This is a genomic window from Pseudarthrobacter enclensis, assembly GCF_030811655.1.
GTDB lineage: Bacteria > Actinomycetota > Actinomycetes > Actinomycetales > Micrococcaceae > Arthrobacter > Arthrobacter enclensis_A.
On the sequence record NZ_JAUSRE010000005.1, the window covers coordinates 176820 to 194270 of the forward strand.

Here is a 17451-nt window from a genome sequence, read left to right on the forward strand (position 1 = left end):
GGACAGTTTCCGCCAAGTTCCTGCATGGCACGGATGGCCAGTACAGTCGAAGCGGTGCATGCCAAACAAAACGCCGACCCTCTGACCGCGCTGATTTTGCCCGTCCCGGACGGCGGCCATGCCGAAGACGGCTTCGTCCGGGTACGCGGAGCCCGCGAAAACAACCTGCGGAACGTGGATGTGGACGTGCCCCGTGATGCGATCGTGGCGTTCACCGGGGTCTCCGGCTCAGGCAAGTCCTCCCTGGCATTCGGCACCATCTACGCCGAGGCGCAGCGTCGGTTCTTCGAATCTGTGGCGCCCTACGCGCGCCGGCTCATCCAACAGGGCCACAATCCCAAGGTAGAGCAGATCACCGGGCTGCCACCCGCCGTCGCACTTCAACAGCGCAGGGGTACCGCAACCTCCCGGTCCACCGTTGGGACCCTCACCACCCTGTCCAACTCGCTGCGCATGCTCTTCTCCCGCGCCGGCAGCTACCCTGCCGGCGCCGCACCGCTGGACTCCGACGCTTTCTCCCCCAACACCGCGGCCGGCGCCTGCCCGGAATGCCACGGACTGGGGACTGCGCACACGGTCAGTGAAGCATCGCTGGTTCCGGACGCTTCCCTCACCATCCGTGAAGGCGCCATTGCCGCATGGCCCGGTGCCTGGCAGGGCAAGAACCTGCGCGACATCCTGGCACACCTGGGCTACGACGTAGACCTCCCCTGGCAGGAGTTGCCGCGCGACCAGCGGGACTGGATCCTGTTCACCGAGGAACAGCCGGTGGTGGAAGTGACGCCCCAGCGCGACCGCGTGGCCAAACCCTACAAGGGCCGGTTCTGGAGCGCCCGGAGCTACGTCATGCACACGCTGCTGGACTCCAAGAGCCCCGCAATGCGGGAGAAAGTGCTTCGCTTCATGGAGACCGGCCCGTGCCCCCGTTGCGGGGGAACAGGCCTGCGGCCCGAAGCCCTTGCGGTGACGTTCGCCGGGCACACTATTTCGGGGCTCAACGCAGTGCCGATGGTCGAACTGGCGGAGATCATCCGTCCCACCGCCGTCCTGGCCAGTGCGGCAACGGCATCGCGGAAGCAGGCCTCCGAGGCCAATGAAGTGGCTGTGGCCATCACCCGGGACCTGCTGCAGCGCATCAACGTGCTGCTGGAACTCGGCCTGGGCTACCTGGCGCTGGGACGGGCCACGCCTTCGCTTTCGCCGGGCGAAATGCAGCGGCTCCGGATCGCCACCCAACTCCGGTCAGGCCTGTTTGGCGTCGTCTACGTGCTGGACGAACCGTCAGCCGGGCTGCACCCGGCCGACGCCGAACCCCTCCTCACCGTGCTGGACCAGCTCAAATCGTCGGGGAACTCGGTATTCGTGGTGGAACACAACATGGACGTGGTGCGGCGCGCGGACTGGCTGGTGGATGTGGGTCCCCGGGCCGGAGAAGACGGCGGAGAGGTGCTTTACAGCGGCCCCGTGCCGGGCCTGGCGTCAGTGGCTGGCTCCATGACGCGGCCGTTCCTGTTCCCGAAGCCGGAAGAAGCAGGCACAGCCGACGACGCCGGCGGCGCCCGGCGCGAAGCCAGCGGGTGGCTGGAACTGCGCGGCATCAGCCGCCACAACCTGCGGAACCTGGACGCGGCCTTTCCGCTCGGCGTCCTGACAGCGGTCACGGGTGTCTCCGGCTCTGGGAAGTCAACCCTGGTCAGCCAGGTGCTGGCCGACGTGGCCGGAGCCGCAGTGCGCAGCGGTCCGGAAACCCTTCCGGGCCCCGAAGAACCCGACCCCGACCCCGCGGAAGACAGCGGGCCGGTGACCGTAGAGCACGTGTCCGGGCTGGCACGGATCGACCGCGTGGTGAAGGTCGACCAGAAACCAATCGGCCGCACCCCGCGCTCCAACCTGGCCACCTATACGGGGCTGTTCGACGCCGTCCGCAAGGAATTCGCTGCCACCCAAGAGGCCAAACGCCGCGGGTTCGGACCAGGACGCTTCTCCTTCAACGTCGCCGGGGGACGGTGCGAAACCTGCCAGGGCGAGGGCTTCGTGGCGGTGGAACTGCTCTTCCTCCCCGGCAGCTACGGGCCGTGCCCCGAATGCCAGGGCTCACGCTACAACCCCGAGACCCTGGAAGTCACCTACCTGGGCAGGAACATCGCGGAGGTCCTCGGCATGACGGTCAATGCGGCCGCCGGGTTCCTGGCCGGCGTGCCCGCAGCGGCACGCTCCCTGCAGACCCTGCAGGACGTGGGCCTGGGCTACCTCCGCCTGGGGCAGCCCGCCACCGAACTCTCCGGCGGCGAGGCACAGCGGATCAAGCTGGCCACCGAACTTCAACGGGCCCGGCGCGGACACACGCTGTACCTGCTGGATGAACCCACCACGGGGCTGCACCCGGCGGACGTCCTGCTCCTGATGGCGCAGCTGACCCGCCTGGTTGACGCCGGCAACACGGTGGTCGTCGTGGAACACGCCATGGACGTGGTGGCCGCCGCCGACTGGGTCATGGACCTTGGACCCGCCGGTGGCGACGCGGGCGGCCGGATCGTTGCCGCCGGTACCCCTGCCGCCGTCGCGCGTTCCGGCGACAGCCGCACCGCACCCTACCTGGCGGCCGCGCTCCAGGAGCGCCGGGTAGGAACGGAGCGGTAAAAGTCACAGCCCTTGCCCTTCTCCATGCCGGCGGGTATCACTGAGGAATGCGTTCACGGCGGCCCGTGGTCCCTTCCGAAGTGCTTAGCGGCCGCGTGGCCGTGGTGACAGGTTCCAGCCGCGGGCTCGGCTTCGCCATGGCCCGCGAGCTGGGCCTGCACGGCGCGGCGGTTGTGCTGGCGTCCCGGTCGGACGACGCCGTTGCTGCCGCCGTCGAACGCCTGCGGGCGGAAGGAATCACGGCGTCGGGCCGCCGCTGCGACACCGCAGCGCTCAGCGACGTGGAGGCGCTCCGCGACGAAGCCCTCAGCCAGGGAACATTGGACATCTGGATCAACAACGCCGGAGTGTCAGGTGTGTACGGGCCCACCGCGTCCACGCCCGTGGCTGACTTCGAGCACGTGGTGCACACCAACATCCTGGGGACCTTCCACGGGGCGCGGGTAGCTTTGCCGGTATTCCTCAGCCAAGGCCACGGCGACCTGGTCAACCTGTACGGCCAGGGCGACACCGGGCCCGTGGCGCAGCAGAACGCCTATGCATCGAGTAAGCGCTGGGTCCGCCAGTTCACCGAGACGCTGCGGCTGGAAACGAAGGGCACCGGGGTCAGGGTGCACGGCATGAATCCAGGGCTGGTGGAGACGGGCCTCCTGCGGCAGGTGGCCTGCCAGCCGGGCTACCAGCAGCGCCTCGGCGCCCTCCCGGTGGTGGTCGGCCTGTGGGGGCAGTCCGCCCACGATGCTGCCCGGCCGGTCCTGGATGTGGTGACCTCGGATACCCCGGAGTTCAGGTTCCTGACAAAGCGGAGGCTGGTGACCCGCGGGCTGCGCAGCTTGCTGGCCGGGCGCCTGCGCAGGGCCAACCGGATGGGGTCGGAGATCACCGTGGTGGAGCCCGGGCAGGCATAGGCCGGCCGGCAGGCGGACATCGACGGGCCAAGCGGTCTGGTGCGCCCTCTAGGAACGACGCCTAGGGCCTGCTGCGGTGACGGGCCAGGAAACGCTCCACCCGGCCCCGGAACTCTATCGGATCTGTTGCCGGACCCGCGGGGGCCAGGCGGCCGGCTTCCGTGAGCGGACGCAAACCCTGGTTCACGGCTGCCTTGGACGCCCGGAGGGAGGCCGCCGAGCCCTCTCCCCAGGCGGCCAGGATCGCGGCGAGCGCCGCGTCCGCGTGATCATCAGGGGCCACGGTAGTGACCAACCCGATTTCGAGGGCCTGGTGGGCTGTCAGCATGCGGCCGCCAAAGAGGAGATCCTTGCTGCGGGAGGGGCCTATCCGAAGGGCCAGGCGGTTGGCGAAGGAGGCCGGCACCAGCAGTCCCAGGCGTCCGACGGGCATGCCGATGCGTGCTGAAGGAGTAAGCAACTGCAGGTCGCCGGCGAGGGCAAGCTGGCAGCCGCCGCCCGCGGCCACCCCCTCAACCACGGCAACGGTGGGGACGGACAGGTCCTCGAGTGCCTGCAGCGCTTCTTCGATCACCCCAAATGTGCGGCTGATGTCCGCATCCGGGGACGTCTCCCATTCCCGGACGTCGGAGCCGGAGCAGAAGACGCCTCCCCTGCCGCGGACAACCACCGCACGGAGGGACGGTGCAGCCGCCAGCCGTTGGACCGCCTGCCCCAGCTCCATCCAGTCGTTCCGTCCAAGGGCGTTCAGCCGTTCGCCGCTGCCAAAAGAGAGGGTCGCGACCGGTCCCGCTTCTTCAACGCTTACGGTAGTCATCCGAATCCAGCGTCCCTTCCTGCCCTCCCTGCGGCCTGAAGGAGCCGGGCCATTGGGACGCCCGGATCCGGGGCAGGTCCTGGATGGGCCCGAGGGTGGCCCATTCATCCCCGCCAAGCCGTGAGAGCGGGTCGAGCAGGGCCGCATCCGGGTGGCTGCCCTTGAGCACGCGCGAAGACACGGAACCATGCACCACCAGGCCCAGCACCAGGACGCAGTCGCCTACCCGGATGGTCTGGTGCAGGGTGCATTCAAGGACCGCAGGTGATTCCTTGACCCGTGGCGGCCTGACCACGGTACTGGGCTCACGGCTGAGGCCGGCGGCATCGAACTCATCCACGTCCGCACTGAAGTTGGTACCGGTGGCATTGACCTCCTGGATCAGGGATGCAGGGGCGAGGTTGACCACGAACTCTCCGGTGGCCTCAATGTTCCGCAGCGAATCCTTCTCGCCGACGGACGTGAATTGGACCACCGGCGGATCCACGGAGGCGACGGTGAAGAACGAGTGCGGCGCAAGGTTGTCCACCCCGGCGGCGGACGTGCTCGACACCCAGGCGATGGGCCGCGGGACCACCACAGAGGTCAGGAATTTGTAGAAGTCCCGCGGGCCCAGCCGCCCCGGATCGAAGTCCGTCCGCATCCGGTCCTACATGCTCCGCGGCGCAGCGGTGGCCGCCTTGTCCTGGGCCATCGCACCCTTGCCCCTTGGCAGGAAGATCAGGGCAAGCATTGCGATGATGCAGCACAGGATGATGTAGAGCGAGATGGACGTCGAGTTTCCGTAGCTGGCCAGCAACGCCGCTGCGATGAGGGGTGCCGGACCGCCGGCGATCACGCTGGCCAACTGGTAGCCCAGTCCTGCGCCGGTGTACCGGATGTCGGTGTCGAAGCTCTCGGCAATCAGGGCCGCCTGGGGGCCGTACTGGATGTCGTGGAGGATCAGGCTGACCACTACTGCCACGCCCACCCAGAGGGCGTCCCGGGTATTCAGCAGACCGAAGTAGGGGAACGCGAACAGCGCGGTCAGCACGATGCCGGTTCCGTATACGCGCCGCCGGCCAAATCGGTCGGACAGGCGCCCGAACAGGGGTACCGTGACCAGCCCGATGGCCGCTGCGATCAGCGTGTCGTCAAGGATGGAATTGCTGTCCAGCTTCAGCTGCTTGGTGGCGTAGGTGATGACGAATGTGATGAACAGGTAGAACGGTGCCTGCTCGGACGTGCGGACCAGGGCGGACAGGAGGATCTCCTTGGGCTGGCGCCGGATCACTTCCATGATGGGGGTTTTGACCACCCTGTTGGACTTGCGGACTGCGTCGAACTCGGGGCTTTCGATGACCCGCAGCCGAACGAACAGGCCAACGCCGATCAGGATGATGCTGAGGATGAAGGGGATCCGCCAGCCGTAGGCAACAAAGCCGTCAGCACCGGTTGCGGCCGTGGTGATGCGCACCACGCCGGTGGACAGGACCAGGCCCAGCGGCACCCCGATCTGCGGCCAGGAAGCGGACAGGCCCCGACGGTTCTGGTCACCCCACTCCATGCTCAGGAGGACAGATCCGCCCCACTCGCCGCCGACGCCGATGCCCTGGATGATGCGCAGCAGCACCAGCAGGACGGGCGCGGCAACGCCAATGCTCTGGTACGTGGGGAGGCAGCCGATCAGCACGGTTCCGAACGCCATGAGGAAGAGCGTGGCCATCAGTGTTGTCTTTCGGCCGATCCGGTCGCCGAAGTGGCCGAAGATGGCCGCACCGATAGGCCGGGCGACGAAGCCAACGAACTGCGTTCCGAAGGCTGCCAGCACGCCCGCGAAGGCCACCTGCCCGGGGAAGAACAACTGGGGGAAAACCAGGGCTGCGGCAGTTCCGTAAAGGAAGAAGTCATACCACTCGATGGTTGTCCCGACCACACTCGCGACGGTGGCGCGCCTTACGGCCTGCTCCCGGGTCACTCCTTGAAGACTCATCATCACTCCATTGGTCTGATGTAGCAGAACGCCCGGCTCCGCTTTGAAACGGATAGGAAAAGCGCTGTCAAGCCGGGCATTGGACCCGCATTGCGGTTCTCCAACCCATCGTGCGGGTCCTGGTTGCCCGTGTCAACGGTTACTCCAGCGCGGCGCGACCCTTGATGTGCCGGATATGATTACCACTCGCACCCACCAATATTCACTGGAGACTAGGGACAAGGGCGTTGGCGGCAGAGAGAACCAGCGGATCCGCACCACCCCTCTTGGTGCTGCGCAAGGTCACGGAAATACTGAACTGCTTTTCCGTGGAATCGCCTGAGCCCACGCTCCAGCAAATCGCCAGGCAGACGGGGCTGCCGCAGAGTACCTGCCAGCGGCTGGTCCAGAACATGGTCCGGGAAGGTTTCCTCGACCGGGACGGTGACCGCTATCGCATCGGACTGCGGCTGGTCCAATGGGCCGCCCCGGGCACTTTCGGCCTGGACGTGGTCCGCCTGGTCCATCCGATCCTGCAGGAACTGCGCGACCGGACGGGAGAGACCGCATGCCTCTACATGCGGGACGGGGCCTTCCGCACGGTCGTCGCCGTGGCGGAAACGCGCCACGTGGTGATGCGCCCGTTCCTCGTGGGACAGGTCATGCCCATCCATGCCGGCGCACCGGGGAAGATTTTCCTTGCCTTCGATCCGGAAGCCCGTCAGGCGATCAGGGATACGGAACTGACGCGCTACACGCCCACCACACCCGATACGTGGGACAAGCTGGATGCCCAGGTCAGCAGTGCCCGGGCGGACGGCTATTTCGCGGCCTTCGGTGAGCGGAACTCGGATGTGGGCTCCATCAGCGCGCCGGTCTTCAATCATTTGGGGCGCCTGGCGGCTGTCCTGGGCGTGGGTTTCCCCACCCAGCGGGTGGGCCCGGACGACGTCGGGCGGCTGGGCCCGGAGGTAGCGGACGCGGCGAAGGCGGCCAGCGCGGCGCTTGGGTACATGGAGAAGATCTTCCCTTCGTGACGGTGGCGCACGGCGCCGGAGCCGCGCGGGGTCGTGGAGCCCGGGTGCCGCCGTCGTACTCCTTCTCCTGTGCCGGTGCCCGAATCCGCGCCTGCTCTGGACTCTTGGGCTGCGCGGAACCAGACTGTCTACAACAGCCTGCCCGGCGCGTCGGAATTGAATGAACTTTATTGGCCGGTGTAGGGATGGCTGCTTTTATTGGGGCTTTACCGTGATGCCGCTTTCACGGCATTGAAAGGACCTGGTCATGCCGGACTTTGCACCATTTTTCCCGCTTATAGCCATTATCGTGGGCGTGCTCGTTGCCGTCGGATTTATCTGGGTGGCAACAAAGCTGATGTGGAAGGTAGCTGAACCCAATGAGGCCCTGATTATCTCGGGCCTGACCCGTGGAACCCTTGAAACCCGGGAAGGGATGGATTTCAAGATCGTCACCGGGAAAGGCGCCCTGGTCCTTCCCGGACTCCAGACGGTACGGCCCCTGTCACTGACCCTGAATGAAACCGAACTTAAAGTTTCCTGCGTTACATCGCAGGGCATCCAGGTAATTGTGGAGGGCGTCGTCATTTACAAGATCGGTGATGCTCCGCCTTTTATTGCCAATGCAGCGCGCCGTTTCCTGGGACAGCAGCCAAAAATGGAGAGCCAGGTCTATAACGTTTTCGAAGGCCACCTGCGGTCCATTATCGGCAGTATGACGATGGAGGAGATCATCCGCGAGCGGGACAAGCTGGCGTCCCAGGTCCGGAGTGCGAGCGGGGTGGAAATGGAGAAGCTGGGCCTGGTGGTTGACTCGCTGCAGATCAAGGACCTGCAGGACCCCACGGACTACATCCAGAACATCGCCAAGCCCCACATCGCCCAGGTGAAAATGGAAGCCCGTATCGCCGAGGCCACCCGCAACCGGGAAGCGGCGGAAAAGGAAGCGGAAGCCGCGGCCCTGATCGCGGACGCACAGAGCGTGTCGGCGATCAGGCAGTCCGTGGCGCAGGCCAACGCCGAACGCGCCAGGGCCAACGCAGCCCAGGCCGGACCGTTGGCCGAGGCCACCGCAAGGCAGCAGGTGGTGGTGCAGGAAACAGAGGTTGCCAAACTGGAAGCGGACCGCGAAGAGCAGAAGCTGCAGACCAGTATCCGGAAGCCTGCGGACGCCAAGGCCTACGCCAGGCGAACGGAAGCGGAAGGCCAGAAGGCAGCGGACATCAGCGCCGCGGAGGCGCTGGCTCGCCGCACGGAGCTTGAGGCACAGGCCAACGCGCGGCGCACTGAACTGCAGGCGCAGGCAAATGCCACAGCCGCGGCAGCCACTGCTGGAGCAACCAAGGTCACCGGTGAGGCCGAGGCCGCCGCCACGCGGGCCAAGGGCGAGGCAGGGGCGTCCGCCATCAAGGCCAAGGCCCTGGCGGAGGCTGAGGGCATCAAGGCCCGGGCGGAGGCGCTGGCCACCAACCAGGACGCCGTCATTTCCCAGCAACTCGCCGAGAACATGCCGGCCATCATCGCGGCGGCCGCGGAGCCGTTCGCCCACGTGGGCAACATGACCGTCCTGAACGGCGGCGAGGGCGTCAACAGGATGCTGGGTGGAATCCTTGCCCAGGCGGGTGACTACCTGCCGGCCCTCCGGTCAGCGCTGCGGAAGGGCGACGACGGGAAACGTCCCGCCAAGGCCCCGGACGCCTAAGAACCGGACGCCTACGAACTGCCGACACGCAGGAGCATTGGATGCGCAGGAACGTTGACCGGAGCCTGACCGGAAAGATCGGCCGGGTGACCGGGCTTGTTGGCCCGGGCACCATCGGCGAGGTCATGCTTCCCTACCTTGGGGGCATCATGGCCTTCCATGCACATCCGTACGACAAGACCAGCGTGTTCCCGGTGGGTGCCGAGGTGCTGGTCATCTACTTCGACCCGCCGCAGACGGTGTTCGTGGATGAACTGCCGGACGTCCTGAAGCACGGCGGGTAGGGCGCCCGGCTCCCCGGCCACCATGAGGGCGGAGCCTACCGCCCGCCCTCCATTTTGCGGCTGCGCTGTTCCCGGGCCATCGGCCCATAGGGATAGACCCCGGTCTCCGGCTCGCTGGCACTGGTGAGCCGGCTGATGTCGTCCGCGCTCAGGGCGAGTTCGGCGGCCGCGAGGTTGTCGGCCAATTGCTCGGTGGTCCGGGCGCCGAGGATCACGGAAGTTACCGCGGGCCGGTCCGCGAGCCAGGCCAGGGCGACCTGTGACTGGCTGACACCGTGGGACGACGCGATGTCCTCAACGGCATCGATCACGGCCCACGTGCGCGGGTTGTCGTTGCGGGCCTGCCACGCCTCCATGCCGCGCTTGGGGTTCTCCCCCAGCCGCGTGGCGCCGGAAGGGTGTTGGTCCCGCTTGTACTTGCCGGACAGCCAGCCGCCGCCAAGGGGGGACCACGGAAGCAGTCCTATTCCGGCATCAAGGGCCGCCGGGACAATCTCGAATTCGATGTCCCGAACCAGCAGGCTGTACTGCGGCTGCAGGCTGACAGGCGGGTTCCAGCCCTGGCTGCGGGCCACCTGGACGGCTTTGGTGAGCTGCCAGCCCAGAAAGTTGGAGAAGCCGTAGTAGGCGATTTTGCCGCTTCGTACCGCGTCCTCCAGGAAGCGGAGGGTCTCCTCCAAAGGGGTGATCGGATCCCACGCGTGCATCTGGTACAGATCGATCTGTTCCACGCCAAGGCGGCGGAGGGAATCATCCAAGGCGCGGCCCAGGTGCCGGCGGGACGTTCCGACGTCGTTCGGTGCCGTACCCATGGGAAAGCGCCCCTTGGTGGCGATGACGGCTTTGTCCTTGTGCTCCGGGCGCTGGGCCAGCCACCGGCCAATGATCTCTTCGGAAACCCCGGCGCTGTAGACGTCGGCCGTGTCTATGAAGTTGCCACCCGCTTCGAAGTAGCCGTCCAGGATGGCGTGGGACGTTTCCTCGGTGGCCTCTGCACCAAAGGTCATCGTCCCCAGGGCGAAGCTGGTGACGATGGTGCCGCTGTGGCCAAGGGTTCGGTACTGCATGGTTGTCCTCGCGATCAGTTGTGGTTGGGCGGAAAGTTGCGGCCGGCTGCGTCCGTGGTGGTGGTGCGGATCCGGTACAGGCTGGTGGTTGCCGTGATGTAGAGGTCCCGTCCGTCGGGGCCGCCGAAGCACAGGTTGGCCACCGTTTCCGGCACTTCCATGGTGTGCAGGAGTTCAAAGGACGGCGAATAGATTCGGACCGACGGGCCGGCGGAGGTCCAGATCCTGCCGTCAACGTCCACCCTCAGACCGTCCGCCGGACGGTCGTCCTCCAGTTCGAGGGTGCCGGTACGTGGGCCGCAGCGGCCGTCGGACACCGTGTAGGCTGCGATCCGCAGCGGCACCCCGTAACGGGGGCCGGCGGTGTCAGCAACGTAAAGGACGGACTCATCGGGTGAGAAGGCCAGCCCGTTGGGGTGCACCAAATCGGTGACCACCGCCGTGAGGGTTCCTGACGCCGGCTCGAAGCGGAAAACATAGGAGCCCCCGTATTCCTGCTCCCCCTCATGGCCTTCCTTTGTCCCGGGAAGAATGCCGTAGGGCGGGTCCGTGAACCAGACACCGGAGTCTCGGGCAACCACCACATCGTTGGGTGAGTTCAGCTGCCGGCCGTTGAAGGAGTCAACCAGGCTGGTGATGGATCCCCCGCTGTCGCGTTCCACCCGCCGCCGGCCATGGCTGCACTGCACCACGCTGCCATCGGCGTCCAATGTGCGGCCGTTCGTGTATTCGACACCGGCGGCATATTCGCGGGTCCTCCCGGACACCGGGTCGAACTCAAGGATGCGGTCGTTCGGGATGTCACTCCACCGCAGGGTTTGCGATGACGGCACCCACACAGGCCCCTCGGCCCATACCGAGCCGGTGAAAAGGCACTCCAGCGCGCCAATGGTAAGTTCGACAGCCAATGGAGCTCCTTTGCAGTCAGGTGCCTGCCGCCACGGTGAAGCAGCGAGGTTGCGGCAGCCCTATCAGGGAGCCACGAATCCTATAGGAACGAACTTACCTTAGCCCTGGCCCTGGGTCTGCGGGACGCGCAGGCTGCCGTACCTTTCCATCCGGTGCCAGCGAAGGTGCACTCCAGCCACCGCGGTGACGACCGCTTGGATAACCACCAGGTACATGAGCTGCCGGTAGACGAACTGCTGCAGGGGAAGTGTCCAGAGCGGTCCGAGCCGTTCCTTGTCGAGCCGGAAGGCATAAGCGGCCATGAGCAACTGAACCGCCAGGAACAGCAGCCACAACGCGCCGATCCGCAGCGGGTCGAGGAAGATCAGGCCGTACAGGGCAAAGACGTCGACGATGGGCGCGAACAGGGGAAGCAGCACCTGCAGGACGAGAAGGTAACCGAGCCCGCGGCGGCCCAGCTTGCCCGCCGCCCCGCCCTGCACAACGGCACCCCGGTGCTTCCACATTGCCTGCAAAGTGCCGTAGCACCACCGGTACCGCTGGCGCCACAGTGCGCCCAGGGTGGCGGGTGCCTCCGTCCAGGCCCTGGCGTCCTCCTGGTACACGACGCGCCAGCCGTCCCGGCACAGTGCCATGGTCAGGTCGGTGTCCTCGGCGAGCGTGTCATCGCTGACGCCCCCGACGTTGCGGAGGGCGTGGAGCCGGAAGGCACCGATTGCCCCGGGGACGGTGGGCATGCATTCGGCAACGTCGAACAGCCTGCGGTCCAGGTTGAAGCCCACCACGTACTCGATGTGCTGCCAGGCGCCCAGGATGCCTCCGCGGTTGGCCACCTTGGTGTTGCCGGAAATGGCCCCAACGCGGGGATCCGCGAATGGCTGGAGCAGGGCACGGACCGTATCGGGTTCGAAGACGGTGTCGCCGTCCACCATGACCACGAGGTCGTGGCTGGCCGCCTGGATCCCGGCGTTCAGGGCCGACGGTTTGCCGCCATTCTCCTTGCGGATAACGGTCACGCCGGGCAGGCCGAGGGCCTCTACGATGTCGGCTGTGCCGTCCGTTGAGCCGTCATCCACCACGATGATTTCCACTGGATGGGTGGAGGCAAGGATGGACCGGACCGCGGCCTCAATGCCGGCGGACTCGTTATAGGCGGGGACAATCACGGTCGCCGGTTCGGTGACCGCCGGTTCCACCATCACGTCGACCCGGCGCCGGCCACGCCCTGGGCCGGGAAGGCGGCGGGCGGCACGGCTGTGGCGCGCTGCGAAGAACATCACCAGGACGGCACGCAGGAATGTCACGATACCGGCGGCAACGAGCCCCAGGGAAATGGCCCAGACCACGAAGTCGCTGAGGCGGATCCCCCATACCAGCGCAGAGCCGCGCAACTGTTCAATCGCTGAGGCCGGGCGCATGCTGGCCACGCCCACGGCGTCCCCGACTGTTGTCACCCGGTACCCTTGTTCGGCGAAACGCGACAGGGCGGAGTCGAGCGCGGCGACGGTCTGCTCCCTGTCGCCGCCGCCGTCGTGCATGAGGACCACCTGGCCCTGCGGCCCCGGCGGAGTCAGGTTGGCTTCGATGGCTTTCGTTCCCGGGGTTTGCCAGTCCTCGCTGTCCAGGCTGCTCAGCACGGTGAGGTAGCCCTCGTCCGCCAGTCCGTGCATGGCGGACCACATACCGTTCGCAATGGCCCCGTTGCCCGCGGTGTAGGGCGGTCGCAGCAGGGAAGCCGCCTGGCCCGTCACCCCGACGATGGCATCCTGTCCGCCTTGCACTTCCAGTTCGCGGCGCCAATCGGGTGCTGTGCCAAGGTCGGTGTGAGTCAACGTGTGGACGCCCAGTTCGTGGCCTTCCGCCACGATGCGGCGCACGAGATCCGGGTTGTCCACCGCCGCGGAACCCACGACGAAGAAGGTGGCATGAACGTGGTGCTCCCGAAGTACGTCCAGGATGCGGGGCGTCCATACCGGGTCCGGACCGTCGTCGAACGTCAGGGCGATGGTCCGGTCCGGCGGACTGACGGTGGTCACAGCGCCGCCACGCGAGTCCACCACGGGACCGCCGTGCGAGAGCGTTGTGGGGACGGCGCCGGCGGCCGTGTCAGCAGGCAGGGAATCTCCGGGTACTCCGCCGAGGTGGTGGATGTATCCCTGCACGGCCAGGGCAAGACCCAAGGCCATCAGGGTGGCGAGAAGGACAAACCAATGCGCCCTGACATTGGCGGGAACGTTGCTTTTGGCGGGTCGGGAACCCTTATTCCGGCCGGTCATATTAGGGGTGTGCAGGAGAGGTAGGCCGTGTGGTCTGGCCCGGGGCTGAACCGCTCGCACCGGGGGCGGTGGCGCTGGTGCCCGGGGCTGTTCCGCTGGAGCCGGGGGCAGTTGCACTGGAGCCGGCGCCGGTTCCGAACGGTGCAGCGGGGGCGGGCGCCGCGGTCGGAGCCGGGGCCGGAGCAGCGGCAGGGGCCGCCGGAACGGCGGGTGCAGCGGGTACGACGGCGGTACCGGCCACCGGAGGTAGGGCAGTAACAGCGGAGACGGGCTCGGGGACGGCCGCCGGGGACTGCTCAACAATTGGAACGGCGGGCCCGGTCAAGCCGGCCCGTGGATCCATGGACGGGGGGCTTGATGGCGTTTCGCGGGGCCCGGCGGCGGCGGGCAGGGGAAGGAATGGTGCCGAGGCTCCGGAACCGCCGATGAATGCGGCCAGTACGAGGATGACATATGCCGCCACCAACCCGACGACCCCCAGGCCGATCATCTTGACCCGCCGGAGCCGCCGGCCTGACGCGTCGACAAACACGGGTCCACGGGGAGAGATGGCGGGCGACTGATCGGATGTCTCTTCAGGGGCTTTCATCGAGCATCAACCTTAGAGGACCCGAAATGGCTAGCACAAAACTTCGCGGGTTCTCCCGCCCGCGCCGGCCCACCGGAAGCGCACCCAACAGAGGTATGGATTTGGGGCGGCGGAACTAATGACCCCGGAGCAGGCATTGGCTAGGATCGAGGTTCTACGGTCAGTCAGTCAAGGGCTTGGCGCCTTTTGTGCCCGCAGTGGGCGCCAGGTGTGCAGAGAGGCCACCATGGATGTCACCCAGTCCGCCCAGTACCCGCTCAACCCCTTTCCGCACTATGAACAGATGCGGGCGGCGGCCCCGGTCTTCCAGGATGACCAATCCGGTAGCTGGCACGTGTTCCGCTATGACGATGTCCAGCGGGTGTTGTCCGAGCACGCAACCTTTTCGTCGCGCATGGGCGGCGAAAACCCCTCCGGTACCGGGCAATTGTTCGCGGCGAGCCTGATCACCACCGATCCGCCAAGGCACCGGCAGTTGCGTTCGCTGGTTACGCAGGCTTTCACCCCCAAGTCCGTTGACGCGCTGGCACCGCGCATCGCCGCGCTCACCGGTGAACTCCTGGATGCGATGACCACGGGCGGCGGCAGCGCAGACCTGATCCGGGAGTTGGCCTACCCGTTGCCTGTCATTGTCATCTCGGAGCTGATGGGCATCCCCGCCGAGGACCGGGAGCGGTTCAAGCACTGGTCAGCTGTGGTGGTCAGCCAGACCCGGACGGCTCCGGCAAGCGAAAGACAGGACTCCACCACCTCGGAAATGGTGGAATACTTTCTGGCCCTGATCGACCAGCGCAGGAGCCGGCCCGGCAACGACCTGATCAGCAGCCTGCTGGCCGCGGAGATCGAAGGCCACAAACTGACTGTGCCCGAACTGCTCGGCTTCTGCAGCCTGTTGCTGGTGGCCGGCAACGAGACCACCACCAACCTGATCGGCAACGCCGTCCTGTGCCTGGCGGAGTCGCCCGGCACCCACGCGCGGCTCCTTGACGAGCCCGCCTTACTTCCCCAGACCCTGGAAGAAGTGCTTCGCTTCCGGTCACCGGTCCAGTCCATGTACCGAGTGGCGGCGGCAGAGACCGTTCTCGGCGGCCAGAGAATCCCCTCGGGCGCGCCCATTGTGGCCTGGATCGGGTCAGCCAACCGCGATGAGCAGCAATTCGAGCGCGCGGCAGAATTCGACGTCGACCGCAACCCGAACCGGCACCTTGCATTCGGCCACGGAATCCACTTCTGCCTGGGCGCGCCACTGGCACGGCTTGAGGCCAGGATTGCCCTGGAGTCCCTACTGACCCGCTTTCCCGGGCTTTCGGTGACCCCGGACGCCCAGCTGGAAAGGATGGAAAGCAGCATTGTCTACGGGCTGAAGTCACTGCCCGTCAACTGGCTGCCGGAGTGACGCACGCGGAGCGAGTACTGCCTAACCAAGCCGTCCCCACCGGACCGTGGACCTAGCGGGCTGTCCCCGCCTTTGCGGCGTAGGTGGTCGCTTGGGCACGCACCTGGCGGATATACGCGTCGGACTGGTTATAGGAGTAGACGGCGTCAGTCCACCCTTGTGCTGTGGTGAGGTCGCGGCCGTGGCCGCAGAGGTAGTCCGCCGCACTGAGCGCGGCATCGTCGATGTTGAAGGGGTCCGCTATTCCGTCGCCGTTTCCGTCCCTTCCCGCAAGCCGCCACGTGGAGGGAATGAACTGCATTGGTCCCACCGCGTGGTCCCAGCGCGGGTCACCGTCGAGTGCGCCGCCGTCGGTATCCGGAATGGCCGCAAAACCTGCGCCGTTGAGGCTGGGACCCACGATCGAACCGCTGGCCTGCCCCGCGGGACTCAGGGTGCCACCGCCATGGCTTCCGTGGCCCGATTCAACGAAGCCCACGGCGGCCACCGTGTTCCAGCCGATTCCGCAGCCGGGATTGGAAATATTCGCCGTGGCTGCCGCAGCCACGTAAGCCTGCAGCGCACGGAGAGGGATGTCCGTCTGCGCCGCAGCATCGGCAAGCCACTGCGCATCCGGGCTGGACGTCACATTCACGGCGGTGGTGATGCCGGGCGCCCCCGCAGCGAGCTTGACCGCTGCCCGCGGCGGCGCGGCCATGACCGGGCTGGCTTCGGCCCCGGGCTGCCGCACAAGCCAGAACGAGAAAGCCGCACTGACGCAGGCCACGAAGAGGCTGAAGGCCACAAAGCGTTTTACACGGAGCACCGACTAATCAAACCACCCAGTCCGGACCGACTGCGTCACCGTGTGGGATCGATCATCGTCATGCCTGCCACATTGGCCGTATCGAAACGGGCCAGCATCCCCGCGGCCTCATCCAGCCCGATCACCCGCTCGATGAGCTTTTGTGGTTCAAGCGCCCCGGATTCGATCAGGGCAAGCATTCCGGGGTAGTCTGCCGCAGCCATGCCGTGGCTTCCGAGGACCGCGAGTTCCCAGGCGATGACGCGGGCCATCGGAACCCGGGGGTGGCCGTCAACGGGCGGGAGGAGTCCGATCTGGACGTGCCTGCCGTGGCGGCGAAGACTGAGGAGTGCGTCCGCGCACGTCTGCTCGCTGCCGACGCCGTCAATGGAGACATGGCTTCCGCCCGTGATGGCGTGCACGCGTGCCGGGACGTCTGACCCGTCCGCGGCCAGGACATGGTCGGCGCCCAGCGACGCCGCCACCTCGAGGGCGGCCGGGTTCCGGTCTACCGCCACGACGTTCCCGCCGAGCGCCTTTGCGATCATGACGGCGCTGAGGCCAACACCGCCGGCTCCCACAATGGTGACCCACTCACCGCTGGCCAGCCCGGCGCGGCCGGTGAGCGCACGGTACGCCGTGGCAAAACGGCACCCCAGGCTTGCCGCCGCCTCGAAGCTGACGCCGTCAGGGATGGCCACCAGGTTCGTATCCGCCGCGTGGACCACTACCTGCTCCGCAAAGGAGCCCCAGTGGGTGAATCCCGGCTGCTGCTGGTCCGGGCAAACCTGGGCGGCGCCCGCACGGCACCACCCGCAGGCTCCGCACCCTTCGACAAAGGGCGCCGTCACCCTGTCGCCAACCGCCCACTTGGTCACGCCCGAACCGACGGCGGCAACGACGCCCGCGAACTCGTGGCCCGGAACATGCGGCAGCACGATGTCGTCGTGGCCTGCCCAGGCATGCCAGTCACTGCGGCACAGGCCGGTAGCTGCAACAGTGATGGCTGCGCCGCCGGCAGGGAGCTCCGGAGCGGCGACCTCCTGAACGGACAGTGGGCCGGCTATCCGGTCCATGATCATCGCGCGCACAACGTCCTCCCGTACCGCTTT

The 17451-nt window shown here is 66.9% G+C and carries 15 protein-coding genes; 6 read left to right on the forward strand and 9 right to left on the reverse strand.

Going from position 1 to position 17451, the window contains the following annotated elements; genetic code table 11:
- Positions 1 to 81: 81 nt before the first annotated feature.
- Both J2X98_RS06830 and J2X98_RS06835 read left to right on the forward strand, forming a co-directional pair.
- A complete protein-coding gene (locus J2X98_RS06830) occupies positions 82 to 2640 on the forward strand; it encodes an excinuclease ABC subunit UvrA (RefSeq protein WP_307306013.1) in 2559 nt (852 codons plus the stop codon).
- Between the two features lie 47 nt (positions 2641 to 2687).
- Positions 2688 to 3548, forward strand: a complete 861-nt coding sequence (locus tag J2X98_RS06835) for an SDR family NAD(P)-dependent oxidoreductase (RefSeq protein ID WP_307305890.1) — start codon at positions 2688 to 2690, stop codon at positions 3546 to 3548.
- Positions 3549 to 3609: 61 nt separating this feature from the next.
- Here J2X98_RS06835 and J2X98_RS06840 read toward each other — a convergent pair whose 3' ends face one another.
- The 3 genes from J2X98_RS06840 to J2X98_RS06850 are packed head-to-tail and all read right to left on the reverse strand — an operon-like array spanning position 3610 to position 6337.
- Entirely contained in the window at positions 3610 to 4365 is a 756-nt protein-coding gene (locus tag J2X98_RS06840; RefSeq protein ID WP_307305893.1) for an enoyl-CoA hydratase/isomerase family protein, read from the reverse strand.
- Positions 4346 to 5008: a flavin reductase family protein gene (locus tag J2X98_RS06845; RefSeq protein ID WP_141941129.1), complete on the reverse strand. Its 663-nt coding sequence runs from the start codon at positions 5006 to 5008 to the stop codon at positions 4346 to 4348. The genes J2X98_RS06840 and J2X98_RS06845 overlap by 20 nt, the downstream gene beginning before the upstream one ends.
- Before the next feature lie 6 nt (positions 5009 to 5014).
- Positions 5015 to 6337, reverse strand: a complete 1323-nt coding sequence (locus tag J2X98_RS06850; RefSeq protein ID WP_141941127.1) for an MFS transporter — start codon at positions 6335 to 6337, stop codon at positions 5015 to 5017.
- A gap of 227 nt (positions 6338 to 6564) precedes the next feature.
- Here J2X98_RS06850 and J2X98_RS06855 point away from each other — a divergent pair, with 227 nt between their 5' ends.
- The 3 genes from J2X98_RS06855 to J2X98_RS06865 all read left to right on the forward strand — a co-directional run bounded on the left by J2X98_RS06855 (position 6565) and on the right by J2X98_RS06865 (position 9318).
- Entirely contained in the window at positions 6565 to 7353 is a 789-nt protein-coding gene (locus J2X98_RS06855) for an IclR family transcriptional regulator (RefSeq protein ID WP_307305900.1), read from the forward strand.
- 247 nt (positions 7354 to 7600) lie between these two features.
- Entirely contained in the window at positions 7601 to 9034 is a 1434-nt protein-coding gene (locus J2X98_RS06860) for a flotillin family protein (protein WP_307305903.1), read from the forward strand.
- Between the two features lie 41 nt (positions 9035 to 9075).
- Positions 9076 to 9318, forward strand: coding sequence for a hypothetical protein (locus J2X98_RS06865; RefSeq protein ID WP_141941119.1), 243 nt, complete (start codon positions 9076 to 9078; stop codon positions 9316 to 9318).
- Positions 9319 to 9353: 35 nt separating this feature from the next.
- On the opposite strand, the gene J2X98_RS06870 is transcribed toward J2X98_RS06865, so the two are convergent.
- The 4 genes from J2X98_RS06870 to J2X98_RS06885 all read right to left on the reverse strand — a co-directional run bounded on the left by J2X98_RS06870 (position 9354) and on the right by J2X98_RS06885 (position 14159).
- Positions 9354 to 10385, reverse strand: coding sequence for an aldo/keto reductase (locus J2X98_RS06870; protein WP_307305907.1), 1032 nt, complete (start codon positions 10383 to 10385; stop codon positions 9354 to 9356).
- A 14-nt stretch (positions 10386 to 10399) separates the two neighbouring features.
- The gene (locus J2X98_RS06875; RefSeq protein ID WP_307305908.1) at positions 10400 to 11293 is read right to left on the reverse strand and encodes an SMP-30/gluconolactonase/LRE family protein; all 894 of its coding nucleotides are present in this window, start codon (positions 11291 to 11293) and stop codon (positions 10400 to 10402) included.
- Between the two features lie 99 nt (positions 11294 to 11392).
- Positions 11393 to 13570, reverse strand: a complete 2178-nt coding sequence (locus J2X98_RS06880; RefSeq protein WP_307305910.1) for a bifunctional polysaccharide deacetylase/glycosyltransferase family 2 protein — start codon at positions 13568 to 13570, stop codon at positions 11393 to 11395.
- 1 nt (position 13571) lies between these two features.
- On the reverse strand, positions 13572 to 14159 hold the full coding sequence (locus J2X98_RS06885) for a hypothetical protein (RefSeq protein ID WP_307305912.1): 588 nt from the start codon (positions 14157 to 14159) through the stop codon (positions 13572 to 13574).
- Positions 14160 to 14385: 226 nt separating this feature from the next.
- Between J2X98_RS06885 and J2X98_RS06890 the strand changes: the two genes are divergently transcribed.
- The gene (locus J2X98_RS06890; protein ID WP_307305917.1) at positions 14386 to 15555 is read left to right on the forward strand and encodes a cytochrome P450; all 1170 of its coding nucleotides are present in this window, start codon (positions 14386 to 14388) and stop codon (positions 15553 to 15555) included.
- A gap of 52 nt (positions 15556 to 15607) precedes the next feature.
- Here the strand turns inward: J2X98_RS06890 and J2X98_RS06895 are convergent, their stop codons facing one another.
- Together J2X98_RS06895 and J2X98_RS06900 are read right to left on the reverse strand one after the other, a co-directional pair.
- Positions 15608 to 16360, reverse strand: a complete 753-nt coding sequence (locus J2X98_RS06895) for a lytic transglycosylase domain-containing protein (RefSeq protein ID WP_307305921.1) — start codon at positions 16358 to 16360, stop codon at positions 15608 to 15610.
- Between the two features lie 35 nt (positions 16361 to 16395).
- The gene (locus J2X98_RS06900) at positions 16396 to 17421 is read right to left on the reverse strand and encodes a zinc-binding dehydrogenase (protein WP_373460841.1); all 1026 of its coding nucleotides are present in this window, start codon (positions 17419 to 17421) and stop codon (positions 16396 to 16398) included.
- Positions 17422 to 17451 lie beyond the last annotated feature (30 nt).

Bases quoted from the DNA above. Each gene is read 5' to 3' on its own strand.
- J2X98_RS06845 (WP_141941129.1), bottom strand. From the start codon at position 5,008: ATGCGGACGGACTTCGATCCGGGGCGGCTGGGCCCGCGGGACTTCTAC.
- J2X98_RS06865 (WP_141941119.1), top strand. From the start codon at position 9,076: ATGCGCAGGAACGTTGACCGGAGCCTGACCGGAAAGATCGGCCGGGTG.
- J2X98_RS06860 (WP_307305903.1), top strand. From the start codon at position 7,601: ATGCCGGACTTTGCACCATTTTTCCCGCTTATAGCCATTATCGTGGGC.
- J2X98_RS06870 (WP_307305907.1), bottom strand. From the start codon at position 10,385: ATGCAGTACCGAACCCTTGGCCACAGCGGCACCATCGTCACCAGCTTC.
- J2X98_RS06835 (WP_307305890.1), top strand. From the start codon at position 2,688: ATGCGTTCACGGCGGCCCGTGGTCCCTTCCGAAGTGCTTAGCGGCCGC.
- J2X98_RS06885 (WP_307305912.1), bottom strand. From the start codon at position 14,159: ATGAAAGCCCCTGAAGAGACATCCGATCAGTCGCCCGCCATCTCTCCC.
- J2X98_RS06900 (WP_373460841.1), bottom strand. From the start codon at position 17,421: ATGATCATGGACCGGATAGCCGGCCCACTGTCCGTTCAGGAGGTCGCC.
- J2X98_RS06890 (WP_307305917.1), top strand. From the start codon at position 14,386: ATGGATGTCACCCAGTCCGCCCAGTACCCGCTCAACCCCTTTCCGCAC.
- J2X98_RS06850 (WP_141941127.1), bottom strand. From the start codon at position 6,337: ATGAGTCTTCAAGGAGTGACCCGGGAGCAGGCCGTAAGGCGCGCCACC.
- J2X98_RS06880 (WP_307305910.1), bottom strand. From the start codon at position 13,570: ATGACCGGCCGGAATAAGGGTTCCCGACCCGCCAAAAGCAACGTTCCC.
- J2X98_RS06840 (WP_307305893.1), bottom strand. From the start codon at position 4,365: ATGACTACCGTAAGCGTTGAAGAAGCGGGACCGGTCGCGACCCTCTCT.